Annotated in this window: 11 protein-coding genes; 3 read left to right on the top strand and 8 right to left on the bottom strand. The window is 53.0% G+C overall.

From position 1 onward, the window contains the following. Positions 1-7: 7 nt before the first annotated feature. The 4 genes from NFS35_RS18245 to pheA are packed head-to-tail and all read right to left on the bottom strand — an operon-like array spanning position 8 to position 6,218. A complete protein-coding gene (locus tag NFS35_RS18245; protein ID WP_251208538.1) occupies positions 8-2,140 on the bottom strand; it encodes an RNA degradosome polyphosphate kinase in 2,133 nt (710 codons plus the stop codon). A 14-nt stretch (positions 2,141-2,154) separates the two neighbouring features. Then, positions 2,155-3,693 (bottom strand): Ppx/GppA phosphatase family protein, encoded by a 1,539-nt coding sequence (locus NFS35_RS18250; RefSeq protein ID WP_251208539.1) that lies wholly within the window; start codon positions 3,691-3,693, stop codon positions 2,155-2,157. A gap of 7 nt (positions 3,694-3,700) precedes the next feature. After that, the gene (locus tag NFS35_RS18255; protein ID WP_251208540.1) at positions 3,701-5,044 is read right to left on the bottom strand and encodes an ATP-binding protein; all 1,344 of its coding nucleotides are present in this window, start codon (positions 5,042-5,044) and stop codon (positions 3,701-3,703) included. Between the two features lie 49 nt (positions 5,045-5,093). Then, complete coding sequence (pheA, locus tag NFS35_RS18260) at positions 5,094-6,218, bottom strand: prephenate dehydratase (protein WP_251208541.1); 1,125 nt, start codon at positions 6,216-6,218, stop codon at positions 5,094-5,096. A 111-nt stretch (positions 6,219-6,329) separates the two neighbouring features. Between pheA and NFS35_RS18265 the strand changes: the two genes are divergently transcribed. Beyond that, a complete protein-coding gene (locus NFS35_RS18265) occupies positions 6,330-7,355 on the top strand; it encodes a DUF5050 domain-containing protein (RefSeq protein WP_251208542.1) in 1,026 nt (341 codons plus the stop codon). Between the two features lie 14 nt (positions 7,356-7,369). On the opposite strand, the gene NFS35_RS18270 is transcribed toward NFS35_RS18265, so the two are convergent. Beyond that, positions 7,370-7,714 carry an ArsR/SmtB family transcription factor gene (locus NFS35_RS18270; RefSeq protein WP_251208543.1) on the bottom strand — a complete coding sequence of 115 codons (345 nt, stop codon included), beginning with the start codon at positions 7,712-7,714 and terminating at the stop codon, positions 7,370-7,372. Between the two features lie 254 nt (positions 7,715-7,968). On the opposite strand from NFS35_RS18270, the gene NFS35_RS18275 reads away from it, so the two are divergent. After that, positions 7,969-9,957, top strand: coding sequence for an ABC-F family ATP-binding cassette domain-containing protein (locus NFS35_RS18275; protein WP_251208544.1), 1,989 nt, complete (start codon positions 7,969-7,971; stop codon positions 9,955-9,957). A gap of 88 nt (positions 9,958-10,045) precedes the next feature. Continuing rightward, complete coding sequence (locus tag NFS35_RS18280; protein WP_251208545.1) at positions 10,046-10,255, top strand: hypothetical protein; 210 nt, start codon at positions 10,046-10,048, stop codon at positions 10,253-10,255. Positions 10,256-10,374: 119 nt separating this feature from the next. Here the strand turns inward: NFS35_RS18280 and NFS35_RS18285 are convergent, their stop codons facing one another. From NFS35_RS18285 to NFS35_RS18295, 3 genes are all read right to left on the bottom strand, one after another. Next, positions 10,375-11,583: an NADP-dependent isocitrate dehydrogenase gene (locus NFS35_RS18285; protein ID WP_251208546.1), complete on the bottom strand. Its 1,209-nt coding sequence runs from the start codon at positions 11,581-11,583 to the stop codon at positions 10,375-10,377. 61 nt (positions 11,584-11,644) lie between these two features. Then, a complete protein-coding gene (locus tag NFS35_RS18290; protein WP_251208547.1) occupies positions 11,645-12,343 on the bottom strand; it encodes a GntR family transcriptional regulator in 699 nt (232 codons plus the stop codon). A gap of 49 nt (positions 12,344-12,392) precedes the next feature. Further along, positions 12,393-13,820, bottom strand: coding sequence for a beta/alpha barrel domain-containing protein (locus NFS35_RS18295; protein ID WP_251208548.1), 1,428 nt, complete (start codon positions 13,818-13,820; stop codon positions 12,393-12,395). Positions 13,821-13,885 lie beyond the last annotated feature (65 nt).

Genomic DNA, 13,885 nt, shown 5'->3' on the forward strand with positions numbered 1-13,885 from the left:
GCCTCCGCTATGCCTCATGGCTGGTCTCCGGGATGAATGTCCTGGTCATCTGCTCTCCCTCTCCTGCCGCCCTCCCGGCTTCGGCCACCGCCTCCTCACAGAATGCCTCCTGGGAACAGTATGCCTGTTTTCCTCTCTTGCTGGCCTTTGTGTATGTGCCGTCCGGCCGCAGCACCGATGCCTTTACATTATCATCCAGCTGGCTCTGCAGGATATGGAGCAGCTTTTCCTTCAATTCCGGGCGGTCCACCGGAAACAGGATTTCCACCCGCCGCTCCAGATTGCGGGGCATCCAGTCCGCGCTGCCGCAGTAAATCTCATAATTCTGGTCATTCTCAAAATAGAAGATACGGCTGTGCTCCAGGAAATTCCCCACGATGGAGCGCACCGTGATATTCTCGCTGACTCCCCTGATGCCCGTCCGCAGGCAGCAGATGCCCCGCACGATCAGATCGATTTTTACGCCCGCCGAAGCGGCGCTGTACAATGCCGCGATCACATCCTGGTCGCAGAGGGAATTCATCTTGGCAACGATGCGCGCAGGCCTGCCCTCCAGAGCGAACTTCTTCTCCCTATCGATAAGATACAGGAAACGGTTCTTCAGCCACAGCGGCGCCAGAGAAAGCTTATTCCACACCAATGGTTCCGAATAACCCGACAGCATATTGAAGACAGCCGTGGCGTCCTCCCCGATGGCCTCGGAGCAGGTGAGCAGCCCGATGTCCGTATAGAGCTTGGCCGTGGCGTCATTGTAGTTGCCCGTTCCCAGATGAACATAGCGCCTGATCCCGTCTTCTTCCCTGCGCACCACCAGCGTTATCTTGCTGTGAGTCTTCAGTCCCACCAGGCCATAGATGACATGACACCCCGCTTTCTCCAGCATCCTGGCCCAGACAATATTATTCTCCTCGTCAAACCTTGCCTTTAATTCCACCAGCACGGATACCTGCTTGCCGTTTTCCGCAGCCAATGCCAGCGCCGCGATAATCGGCGAATTGCCGCTGACCCGGTACAGGGTCTGTTTAATGGCCAGGACTTCCGGATCTCTGGCCGCCTGCCGGATGAAATCCACCACAGGCTCAAAGGTCTGGTATGGGTGATGCAGCAGGATATCCCCCCTGCGGATTTCGTCAAATATCTTGCAGCCTGCCGGCAGCTGTGGCACCGGCTGCGGCGTATATTTGGGAGTCTTCAGATGGTCAAAGCCCTCCAGTCCGTACATCTTCATCAATACGGTCAGATCCAGAGGCCCGTCTATCACATAGAGGTTCTCATCCTCGATGTGGAGTTCCTCCTCCAGAATCCGCAGCAGCCTCTTATCGCAGCGTGCCGCCACCTCCAGGCGGATGGCTTCTCCCCACTGGCGTTTCTTCAGCTGCTTCTCGATTTCTTTCAGAAGATCCGCCGCATCGTCCTCCTCTATGCTCAAATCGGCATTGCGCATGATTCTGAACGGGTACGCGCACACAATGTCATAGTTCAGGAACAGCTTATTCATGTTACGCTCGATGATTTCCTCCAGGAAGATGATTTTCCGCATCTTCCCGTCAGAGGGCAGTTCTACCACCCGGCTGAGCACGCCAGGCACCTGTACCGTGGCAAATTCCAGTTCCTCGCCGCTATCTTTCTTCCGCACCAAAGCGGCTATGTTCAGCGTCTTGTTCCGTATCAGAGGAAATGGCCTTGACGAATCCACCGCCATGGGCGTCAGCACCGGGTACACATTCTCCTCAAAATATTTGTCCACGAAGACCATCTCTTTCTTCGTCAGGTCCTCATGCCTGCCCACAATCTGCAGACCATTCTGCTTCAGCTTGGGCACCAGCGAACGGTTGTAGGTGGAATACTGCAGCTCCACCAGATCATGGATGGCGACGCTTAAGCGCTTCAGCTGCTCTTCCGCCGTCAGCCCGGCTATGTCCGGTTTCTGATACTTGGCGTGGACCATGTCCCGCAGAGAGGCCACGCGCACCATGAAGAATTCATCCAGATTAGATGCCGTGATGCTCAGGAACTTCAGACGTTCAAACAAAAGCGTAGATTTGTCCCTGGCCTCATTCAATACCCTGTGGTCAAACAGAATCCAGCTCAATTCCCTGTTCGTATAATATTCCGGATTATAAAAATCGATTTCTCCCATAATTTTCACCTGTCTCAAAATATTTTTCTCTGCTTCAGCACTGGCTCCACACTGAACACTTCCTTGAAGAAATCCGTGTTAGCCTCCACAAATCCCTTTTCCAGAACGATGTCCGCCTGAGTGTCCACTGTCAGAATCAGCTGTCCGCCTTTCAGCACCGCCTTCAGCCCCTTCAGCTTCTGCTTGTGGCTCCTGTCCAGGCAGCTGGCCAGGCGCAGGATTGCCGTCAGCTTCGCCACCACCAGGAAAGCCTCCTTCTCCAGGCCGCCTGTGCGATGCACATCGTAGATGAATCTGCTGTGATTGAACCGCACCACATTTGCCACAATCTCCCGCTCCTGGTGGGACAGGCCGATGATTTCCGTGGCCATGATGATTTGGAAAGAGTTCTCCCCCGTATCCACCAGGCTGATGTACTTCCCGCAGTCATGGAGGATGGCCGCCAGCCGCAGGTACAGCCGCTCCCGCCTGCCCAGTCCGTGGATTTTCCTGATGCTGTCAAAGATATTGGTGGCGATATTGTCCAGCGTCTCGGAACGTTTCCTGTTCACCATATACCGCTTGCTGATGCTGAAAGCGCAGGCAACGATGTCTTCCTCGAAATCATGCTCTCCCCGGAACATCTTGATTTTCTCCGCGTACTCGTAGGCGATTCCGTCGCAGAGCGTCACCCCCGGCGCCCAGATGCGCTTCACTCCCATCAGCTCCGCAATGCATTTAATCAGGACGGCGCTGATGAACACCAGCGGAACCCTGTCCTGAGGGATATCCATGGAAGAGGCAATCTGCACCGGGTTCTGGCTGCGCAGCACCTCAAAAATCGTGTCGAAATCCCCCGAATCCAGGACTGCTTTCTCGCTGTCCCCGCCCCTCTTCTTCACCGCCCAGGGCGAAAGATAATCATCCACGATAATCAGATTCTGTATCCCTCTGTCCTTCAGGTAAAGCTTCTCGTAGGTATCCAGCCTGGCCATGGCCATCTCATAGATGACATCCTCCATCTGGGAACTTTTTACTGAAAAACGGTTCAGATAATCCTGAATCCGCAGCACCCCCAGCCGCACATTCTGGGTGGAGACCAGCGTGTCATTGTCGAACAGCGACAGCTGGATGCTGCCTCCTCCGATATCCAGGATTGCTGTCTTCTCCTCGATAATCTTCCGGAAGCTGTCCCCCTTTGAGGCGACAGATTTGTAGTCCATAAACCGCTGTTCGGAATTGCTCAGGGTCTCTACCTTAATGCCTGTGCGCTGAGCAATCTGATCCTGCACGATGGTGGTATTCTCTGTCTCCCGGATGGCGCTGGTGCCGTAGGCTTTGTAACTCTCCACCTTGTAGGCTTTCATGATGTCGGAAAAGTCTTTCAGGGTCCGGCAGAGCTCATCCATCTTCTCATTGCTGATTTTGCCCATGGCATAGGTATCAGAACCCAGATCCAGACGTTTGCTGACACAGTCGATTTCCCGCATATTATTTTTCCCGGAAAACGCAAATATCTTAATCGTCAGCTCATAGCTGCCCACATCAATGGCAGCAAATGTCCTGATGCTCATCCTCAGGTCACCTCCTTATTCCCAATATATAGTCAATGAACTGCTGGGCTGTCCGGCCTGAAAGCCCTCCGTGGGACAGTTCCCATTTGTTGGCCTCCAGCAGCAATTCTTCCTCAGGCATATCGATTCCGTATCTGTCCGCCAGCCCCCGCACGATACCCTGGAACTGCTTCTTGTCGGGAGCGCCGAAATAAATCGTGACGCCGAAGCGGTACACCAGAGACAGCTTCTCCTGCACCGTGTCGCTGGTGTGCATGTCCTGGCGGATATCCGGCAGATGTCCGTCCTCCGTCTTGTCGCCGTAATTCTCCCGGATCAGGTGGCGGCGGTTGGACGTAGCGTAAATCAGCACGTTCTCCGGCTTCTTCTCCAGCCCGCCCTCAATGACGGCCTTTAAATACTTATATTCGATTTCAAAGTCCTCGAAGCTTAAGTCATCCATAAAAATGATGAATTTATAATTCCGTCCCTTAATCTGGCTTATACAATCGTTCAAATCCTGAAACTGATGCTTGTATACCTCTATGATCCGAAGCCCTCTGTCATAGTATTCGTTGGCGATGGCCTTGATGCAGGAGGATTTCCCCGTGCCCGCATCGCCGAACAGCAGACAGTTGTTGGCCTTTCTCCCGGACACGAAAGCCTCCGTATTGTCCCGCAGCTTCTTCTTCTGCAGCTCATAGCCTATCAGATCGTCCAGATTCACATGGGCGATATTGAGAATGGGCTCGATCCGCACATGCCCCTGCCCTCCATGGGCAATGCGGAAAGATTTGTGCAGGCCCAACTTTCCCACCCCGTATTCCTTATAGAAATGCGTGAGGGTGTCTTTCATCTCCTCCGGCGTATTGTCCCTGCAGAAGTCCTCCGCCAGCTCACAGATGCGGGCGCAGATTCTGGTATTGTAGACCTTGCTCTCCAGAGTACTGCTCTCATAATGTTCTATCATGAAAAACTCCGGCACATGGAGCCTGTGGCACATGGGTTCGAAGTCATAGTCGTAGAATTCCTTGAATATCATGATATCGTGCAGAACTGCCCGGTTAATCGTCCCATCCATGCTGCCCCGTATTTCACAGCCCCGGCTGTAGCTGTTCTCATTGTTCACCAGGAGGTTGGCCAGATAACAATGCCACAGATTGCCATGGAATCCGTAAGTCCCCGCCAGCTCAATCAGCCTGTGGATACAGTCGTAAAAAAGCGCCGTCACGGCCTCCGCGGTACGGGGCCTGCCCGCGGCCTGCGCCTCTCCCAAGCCGGCCTCCTCATAATGGGACATCAGCCATGCCATATCCTCCAGCAGCTCTCCGTCCCGGAATGTCCTGTATACAATCAGTTCTTTCTCTCTCATATGTCTTCTTCCAGCTTTCTGTCATTCTTCCATGGATTTTCTTCTTCCGTCAATAGTTCCCCAGAATCTTCATATTTCGGGCCTCCTCCCGAAGCCCTCTCAGGGCATTCTTTACGGCGCTGTCCGCCAGGTTTCCCTCGAAGTCTATGAAGAAGCGGTACTCCCAGTTCCTGTCCTCGATGGGACGGCTCTCAATCTTGGTCATGTTCAGATTATTATAGATGAAATGCGACAATATATGATACAGGGAACCGCTCTCATGGGGCACCTCGAAGCAGAGGCTGATTTTTTTCGCGTCTTTTTGGAATATCTTCCGGCCGCTTACGATGATGAACCTGGTGGAATTCGTACCGGAGTGGTTCACTTTTCGCTGCAGCACCTCCAGCCCGTAAATCTCCCCCGCATGCTCGCTTGCAATAGCCGCCTGGGATCTGTCCTGCTCATCCGCCACCTTTTTCGCCGCGAAAGCATTGTTCTGCATGCTGATCTGACGCCAGTCGTGGAGGCTTAAATATCTGGAACTCTGCATCAGGGACTGGGGATGGGAACAGACCGTCCTGATGTCCTCCAGCTTAGCCCCCGGCACGCCCAGCAGGCAGTGCTCTATCTTGATAATCTGCTCCCCCACTATGTAATTTTCATACTCCTGCAGCAGATCGTATATCTCGCTGACGATTCCCGCCGTGGAATTCTCGATGGGAAGCACCGCGAAATCCGCGCTGCCCTCCTCAATGGCATCCATGGCGTCCCGGAAAGCATCCACATGAAAGCTGTCCACGCTGTCCCCGAAAAACCGCATCATGGCCGCCTGGGAATAGGCGCCCTCCGCCCCCTGGAACACCACTCTTGCCTTTGACCTCTCCAGCCGGTCCACGCCGATGAAAGGCAGCGCCTCCAGCCGTCCGCTCTCCATCAGGAGCCGGTACTGGAGCTTCCTGCTCATGGACATAATCTGCTCGAACAGCTCCACCAGGCAGAAACCGTTGAATTCATTGTGGGCCAGGGCGCGTATCTTTGCCAGCTTCTCCGCCTCCCTGCTCTTGTCAAAGACATTCTTTCCGACGGAAATCTTGTATTCCGCCACCTGTCCGCAGATGTCCATGCGCTGCTCGAACAGCCCCGCAATCTGCGCGTCTATAGCGTCAATCCGCTCTCTCAGCTCTGTCAGGTCCATATATGCGACTCCTTTACTTTTAACCTTTTTACTATCTTATACCAAAACAACCTTGATAGCAAGCAAAAAGGGGTGTAAAATATAAGCAACCAAATATGGAGGTCGTAAAAAATGAGATTGAAAAAATCCGTAAAAATCGTATTAGGCATCATCGTCGTGGCTCTGATTGCAGGCATCATAGCCATTCTGGCCCTCTCCCAGCGCGTAGTCATGAATCCGGACGGTACAGTGGGCAACACCGCCGGCAACCTGAACAATGACGGACGCTTCTGCGAATATGACGGCACTGTCTATTTCCTCAATTCCTTCCCCGGAGGCGGATTGTTCGCCATGAATCCGGATGAAACCGATTTCCGCAGGCTCAATTCCATGGAAGTGCGCAACATCCTGGCAGGAGGCAGATATCTCTATTATTACCACACGGGCATCTCCTACGAGGACGGCGGTTTCTCCGGAGCTCTGGGCCTGAGGACGTTCCAGCGCTGTAAGCTCAACGGCAGCAATGCCACTTCCCTGACCACCAATGTGGTAGTGAAAGGGCAGCTGGTGAACAATTACCTGTACTTCCTCACCGCGACTAACGACATTGTGGCTTTTTCCAAGATGAAGATAGACAATTCCGAGCAGGTGCAGCTGGCCGATTATGAGATCAATCCCGCCTGCGCGGAGAACGGCACTATCTATTACAACGGCACCCAGGGCAACCATTTCCTCTATGCCCTTGACACCTCCACTGACGCGCCCAGGGAAATCTGGCGGGGCAATCTGTGGAATCCCGTGCTGGAGGGGGATTATGTCTACTATATGGACGTAGCGAACGACTACAGGCTCTGCCGCTACTCCTTCTCCCAGGACCTCATCGAAGTGCTGACCCAGGATCGTGTGGAATGCTTCAATGTGGGCAGCGGCTATGTCTACTACCAGACCAACGGAACAGATGCCGCCCTGAAATGCATGGGCATCGACGGCAGCAATCCCACCGTCATCGCCACCGGAGTCTACCACCATATCAATATGACCTCACGGTACGTATATTTTCAGGAATTCCAGGACGATTCCACCATCTACCACTCTCCTTTGGGGAGCAGCGGCTACGAGGTGTTCCAGGCCGCAGAAAGCGCGGCGGCAGAGCGCTGATGTCCTGCTGCCCCTCACTCCTCGATATGGTCAAGTCCCTGGCTAAGAATGGTCACGATATGGGAATCGGCCAGTGAATAAAATATGGTCTTGCCCTCCCGGCGGTTTTTCACCAGATCCATCTGCTTCAGCACCCGCAGCTGGTGGGAAATCGCCGACTGGGACATCTTCAACACCGCAGCGATGTCATAGACGCACATCTCCGCGGCTAACAGCACATACAGTATCTTCAGACGCGTACCGTCGCCGAACACCTTAAAGAACTCTGCCAGATCCAGCAGTTCCTCCTCAGGCGGCATCTTTTCGTCAATCTGTCTCAAGGTCTCTCCATCCACATGGAGATACGCATTCTCTTCCATCGGCACCCTCTTCTCTCATTCTCAGAAAATTTTTCCTTGTCACTGCCATTTTACAACAATTTCCGCTTTCGCGCAAATCATTTTTCATCCGTATAAACGGCATATAGTCCCTGCCGGTCATCCCACGTAGCCAGCCACGCCGTTTTCCCATTTTTTGTGCACGATTCATTCCATACTTAATGCATTGACAGTTCACGCGTTCCACAGTAAAATAGAGAAAGTCAGCAGGATTTCAGGATAGAGAGGGTAAAACAATGGTACTGTCTTGTCACAATGTCAGCAAAGCGTTCCTGGAGAACAAGGTGCTGGAAAATGTCAGTTTTCATATAGAAGATTACGAAAAAGCGGCTATCGTGGGCATCAACGGCGCGGGAAAGACCACGCTGCTACGCATCCTGGTGGGGGAGATGGCGCCGGATGACGGAATCGTCACCCTCTCCAGGGGCAAGTCATTCGGCTACCTGGCCCAGGACGGCGCCGTGGACACTGCCAATACCATCTATGAGGAGCTTTTGTCGATAAAGCAGGAGATGATCGACCTGGAGCGCCGCATCCGCGAATGCGAGCTCTCCATGCAGTCTGCGGAGGGTGGCGCTCTGGAGGGCCTCATGAAGCAGTACGCAGCCCTGACCCATGCCTTTGAGGCAGGGGACGGGTATTCCTATAAAGGCGAGATCACAGGGGTGCTGAGGGGCTTAGGGTTCGCGGAGGAGGAATTCGGGAAGTCCGTCTCCACCCTGTCCGGCGGCCAGAAGACCAGGGTGGCTCTGGGCAAGCTTCTGCTGCAGAAGCCGGATCTGATTATCCTGGACGAGCCCACCAACCATCTGGACATGAACTCCATCGCATGGCTGGAGACTTATCTGATGAACTACAAAGGCGCCGTCGTCATCGTCTCCCATGACCGCTATTTCCTGAACCGGATTGCCACCAAGATCATCGAAATCGATCAGACGAAGTCCACCGTGTTTTCAGGGAATTATTCGGACTATGCCGTGAAGAAAGAGCAGCTGCGGGCCGCGGCCATGACCGCCTATCTGAACCAGCAGCGGGAGATCAGGCATCAGGAGGAAGTCATTGAAAAACTCCGCTCCTTTAACCGGGAGAAATCCATCCGGCGCGCCGAGAGCAGGGAAAAGCTGCTGGAAAAAATGGAGGTGCTGGAAAAGCCCACAGAGGCGCGGACGGACATGCGCATCAAGCTTACTCCCAGAAAGCAGAGCGGGAACGATGTGCTCACCGTGGAGGAGCTTGGCAAATCCTTTGGACCTCAGCTGCTGTTCGAGCATGTGAATTTTGAGATCAAGCGGGGCGAGCATGTGGCCGTCATCGGCGACAACGGCACGGGAAAGACCACTCTTTTGAAGATTCTGAACCAGGTGCTCCCCGCGGACAGCGGACGTTTCCGCCTAGGGATGAATGTGGAGATCGGCTATTACGATCAGGAGCACCATGTGCTCCACGGCGAAAAGACCCTGTTCGAGGAAATCTCGGATGATTACCCTCATCTGACCAATACGGAAATCCGGAATCTTCTTGCCGCTTTCCTGTTTACCGGGGATGATGTATTCAAGCGCATCAATGACCTGAGCGGCGGGGAACGGGGAAGGGTCTCCCTGGCCAAGCTCATGTTGGGCAGCGCCAATTTCCTGATTCTGGACGAGCCCACCAACCATCTGGACATCATGTCCAAGGAGATTCTGGAGGACGCCCTGAACAGCTATGAGGGCACTGTGCTGTATGTGTCCCATGACCGTTATTTCATCAACAGGACTGCCCATCGGATACTGGATCTGACGGCGTACCGATTCGTCAATTACATCGGCAACTATGATTACTATCTGGAAAAAAAGGACGATGTCATGGCGGCTATAAGCGCCTCCACAGCCGACACTTCCCCTGCTTTTCGCCAAGCCGATGTAAAAAGCGCCTCTGTTGACGGACAGAGGGCATGCAGCGGGAAAGCCTCCCGGACAGCGGACAGCGAGGATTCCGATGCGAAACAGAACTGGCTTGCAAAAAAAGAGGAACAGGCCCGAATCCGCAAGCGGGAGAATCATTTAAAGAAATGCGAAGAACAAATCGCCCGTCTGGAAGCCCGGGATGCCGAAATCAATAATCTGATGTCCGATCCGTCCATCGGAACACAGGCGGCCAGGCTCCAGGAACTGGCCACGGAACAGGCCAGTATCCAGACGGAGCTTACATCGCTGTATGAAGAATGGGAGACACTGGCGGAATGACAGCTCTTTCTTCCGGTGAACAGAACAGAAGATATAATGAAAGTGTCTGGAGCAGGTATCCAGAATATTACGCAAGAAGGTATGTCATATGACTGACCGGGAACTGCTTTTAGAATCAGGCAAAGACATACGAGAGATGAAGCATGACATGCAAGTCATGAAAGATGACATACATGAGCTCAAGGAGGATGTTCGGGTACTTAAAGAAGATGCGCAGGTTCTCAAAGGGGAAGTACAGGTTCTCATCGACAAGATGAATGCGGCGATTCATGTTGAAGACAAGGGTAGACTGTCTTGAACGGGATATGGAAATCTTAAAGCACCAGGCTTCGTAATGCACGGAGAAAATTTTAAACGGGAATCCGGCGAATACATTGACGGATTCCCGATATTTTTATGTCAAATCAAAAGCACATCCTACAACAGGCTGTCCAAAGTCTCTCTGATGGCCTTAATGAAGTCAAGGCTGTTCAGGATGACGGGATTCTCACAGGTGGATATCAGCGACAGGCTCTTAGTCATCTTTCCGTCCTCCACAGTCTTGATGCAGGCCCGCTCCAGCTTATCGGCGAATGCCGCAAGCCTTTCATTGCCGTCCAGTTCTCCCCGCTTTCTCAGGGCCCCTGTCCAGGCGAATATAGTGGCGATGGAATTGGTGGAGGTCTCTTCCCCTTTCAGGTGCTTGTAATAATGGCGCTGCACGGTGCCGTGGGCCGCCTCGTACTCGTACACTCCGCTGGGCGATACCAGCACGGAAGTCATCATGGACAGATCCCCATAGGCCGTGGCCACCATGTCGGACATCACATCGCCGTCATAGTTCTTACATGCCCAGATGAAGCCGCCCTCGGAGCGGATCACCCTCGCCACGGCGTCGTCAATCAATGTATAGAAATACTCAATACCGAGTTCCTCAAACTTCTGCTTATACTCCGCGTCATATATCTCCTGGAAGATATCCTTGAACGTATGATCATATTTCTTGGAAATGGTGTCTTTGGTCGAGAACCACAGATCCTGCTTCGTGTCTATGGCATAGCCAAAGCATGCCCTCGCAAAGCTGCTGATGGATTTTTCCGTGTTGTGGATGCCCTGCAGGATACCCGCTCCCGTGAACTCATGGATTACTTTTTTGGTCTCGGTACCGTCCGCCGCCGTGAACACCAGCTCCGCTTTTCCGGGCCCCGGCACTTTGATTTCCGTATTCTTGTAGACATCTCCGTAGGCATGGCGGGCGATGGTGATAGGTTTGCTCCAGTTCTTCACATAGGGCACGATTCCCTTGACCAGAATCGGCGCACGGAACACTGTTCCGTCCAAGATGGCCCGGATAGTCCCGTTAGGGCTTTTCCACATCTCTTTCAGGTCGTACTCTTTCATTCTGGCCCCATTGGGGGTAATAGTGGCGCACTTTACGGCCACACCGTATTTCAGCGTGGCGTTGGCGGAGTCCACCGTCACCTGATCATCAGTGGCATTGCGGTGCTCCAGCCCCAGGTCATAGTACTCTGTCTTCAGATTGATATAGGGGAGCAGCAGCTCATCCTTAATCATCTGCCAGAGAATCCTCGTCATCTCATCGCCGTCCATCTCCACCAGGGGAGTAGTCATTTCAATTTTGTTCATATAAACCTCCGTTCAATTGTGCTTTTCGTCAATCTTCTCCACATCTGCCATCAAAGCCTTTTCACTCTTTATCCTCTTTGGCATAGGCCTCATGCAGACCATTTTTGACCATGTTCTCGTAGGCATTTATCATATGCTGGTGGGCAAGCTGTTCCGCCAAGTCCCCATCTCCCTCCCTGATGGCCTCCATGATCTGCTTGTGCTCCTCATTGGACTTCGGTCCCCTGTTCACATTGGACAGGGTCTTCCTGCGCACCCGCAGAACATAGCTGTGGAAATCTTTCAGCTGATGCTCCAGAATCTTGCTGTTGCAGGCTTCATACATAATATCGTGGAAACGGTTGTCCAACTCTGCCAGCTGCTCCAGATTTCCCTTTCTGGCATGGAATTCCCCCAGATAGACATTCTCCTCCATCTCGTCCATCTGCTCCCGGCTGATATGTTCCGTGGCCCAGCGGGCGCACAACCCTTCCAGCCGGGAACGAATCATGTAGATGTCTTTCACATCTTTCTCCGTGATTCCCGTGACATAGGCGCCCTTGTTGGGAATAATCTGAATCAGCCCCTCCAGTTCCAGCTGGCGGAATGCCTCCCGCACCGGAGTACGGCTGACACCCATCTCCTCCCCAATCGCCACTTCCTTCAGCTCCTCGTGCTCCGCGTATTTCCCGCTGAGGATGTCGCTCCGAAGCTTGTTGAATACACGGCCCCGCAAAGAGTACTTGTCAGTAACCTCCTGCTTTACATCGTAACTGCCCATTTCTTTTTGTTCTAACCTCCCCTGCCGCCTCACTGCGGCAATCGTAAATTTATTTCTCTTCTGCTGCCGATTTCAGGGAGAGATTCTTTTCCCGGCAGACCCGCTCCACGCATGCCACGATTTCCTCATCGGTCATTACCGTGACTCGCCCGCCCGCGTACTCCTCATCCACCCATTTCTTGATTTCGGCTACCAGCTCAGAATTCTTTCCTATCTGCTCCTCGCCCTTTAATTTATAATATGTATTGATCCAATGGGCGATGCCCGCAAGCCCCGAGGTGTTGGATATGGCGCAGAGCACCGGCCTGTTCAGGAACTTCTCCGTGTCGAAGATGTTATAAATCTCCTCGTTCTTCAGCAGGCCGTCCGCGTGTATCCCCGCCCGGGTCACATTGAAATTCCTGCCCACAAAAGGAGTCCTGGGCGGAATCTGATAGCCAATCTCTTTCTCGTAGTACTCGGCAAGTTCCGTGATCACCGTGGTATCCATCCCATTCAGGTCGCCTTTCAGCTGGGCGTACTCGAAAACCATGGCCTCCAGCGGCGTATTGCCCGTCCGCTCTCCGATTCCGAACAGCGAGGTATTAATGCCGGCGCAGCCGTAAAGCCATGCTGTGGTGGAATTGGACACCGCTTTATAGAAATCGTTGTGCCCATGCCATTCGATCAGCGCATGGGGCACCCCGGCGTGAGTGTGGATGGCATAGATGATGCCCTGTACGCTTCTGGGGATAACCGCGCCGGGATAGTTGACCCCGTAACCCATGGTGTCGCAGGCGCGAATCTTGATGGGAATCTGGTACTCCTCCATCAGCTTCATCAACTCCAGGCAGAAAGGCACCACATAGCCGTAGATATCCGCCCTGGTGATGTCCTCCATATGGCATCTGGGACTGATTCCCTCCTCCAGGCACTCTTTGACTACGCTCAAATAGTGTTCCATGGCCTGCCGCCTTGTCATCTTCAGCTTTAAGAAGATATGGTAATCGGAACAGCTGACCAGAATGCCCGTCTCTTTCATGCCGATTTCCTTCACCAGCTTGAAGTCCTCCTTGCTGGCCCTGATCCAGCTGGTGATTTCCGGGAATCGATAACCCTTTTCCATACATTTATATACGGCATCCCTGTCCTTCCTGCTATACAGGAAAAACTCGCTTGCACGTATCATGCCGTTAGGCCCGCCCAGTTTATGTAAATAGTCATATATCGTTACAATCTGCTCCGTGGTATAGGGCGCCCTGGACTGCTGCCCGTCCCGGAACGTAGTATCCGTTATCCAGATCTCCCGCGGCATATTGTGGGGAACGATTCTGTCATTGAAAGGAATCTTCGGTATCTCCGAATAAGGAAACATATTGCGGAATACATTCGGCTTCTTTACATCATCCAGAATATACATATGCTCTTCTATTTCCAGCAGATTGTTATTCTGGTTCATAGTAACCGGACGATTTTGGAACGTCTCGTTCTCTCTCATGTTCATCCCTTCTTTCCATATGGCTTCATGTCCGTATTATTGTATACAATCATGCAGAATGTGTC

It is taken from the genome of Acetatifactor aquisgranensis, from assembly GCF_943193215.1.
Classification (GTDB): Bacteria; Bacillota; Clostridia; order Lachnospirales; family Lachnospiraceae; genus Acetatifactor; species Acetatifactor aquisgranensis.

What these genes read in the sequence shown, in the direction of transcription:
- NFS35_RS18245 (WP_251208538.1), bottom strand. Translation starts at nt 2,140, where the DNA reads ATGGGAGAAATCGATTTTTATAATCCGGAATATTATACGAACAGGGAA.
- NFS35_RS18250 (WP_251208539.1), bottom strand. Translation starts at nt 3,693, where the DNA reads ATGAGCATCAGGACATTTGCTGCCATTGATGTGGGCAGCTATGAGCTG.
- NFS35_RS18290 (WP_251208547.1), bottom strand. Translation starts at nt 12,343, where the DNA reads ATGGGCAGTTACGATGTAAAGCAGGAGGTTACTGACAAGTACTCTTTG.
- NFS35_RS18295 (WP_251208548.1), bottom strand. Translation starts at nt 13,820, where the DNA reads ATGAGAGAGAACGAGACGTTCCAAAATCGTCCGGTTACTATGAACCAG.
- NFS35_RS18275 (WP_251208544.1), top strand. Translation starts at nt 7,969, where the DNA reads ATGGTACTGTCTTGTCACAATGTCAGCAAAGCGTTCCTGGAGAACAAG.
- NFS35_RS18265 (WP_251208542.1), top strand. Translation starts at nt 6,330, where the DNA reads ATGAGATTGAAAAAATCCGTAAAAATCGTATTAGGCATCATCGTCGTG.
- NFS35_RS18285 (WP_251208546.1), bottom strand. Translation starts at nt 11,583, where the DNA reads ATGAACAAAATTGAAATGACTACTCCCCTGGTGGAGATGGACGGCGAT.
- NFS35_RS18270 (WP_251208543.1), bottom strand. Translation starts at nt 7,714, where the DNA reads ATGGAAGAGAATGCGTATCTCCATGTGGATGGAGAGACCTTGAGACAG.
- pheA (WP_251208541.1), bottom strand. Translation starts at nt 6,218, where the DNA reads ATGGACCTGACAGAGCTGAGAGAGCGGATTGACGCTATAGACGCGCAG.
- NFS35_RS18255 (WP_251208540.1), bottom strand. Translation starts at nt 5,044, where the DNA reads ATGAGAGAGAAAGAACTGATTGTATACAGGACATTCCGGGACGGAGAG.
- NFS35_RS18280 (WP_251208545.1), top strand. Translation starts at nt 10,046, where the DNA reads ATGACTGACCGGGAACTGCTTTTAGAATCAGGCAAAGACATACGAGAG.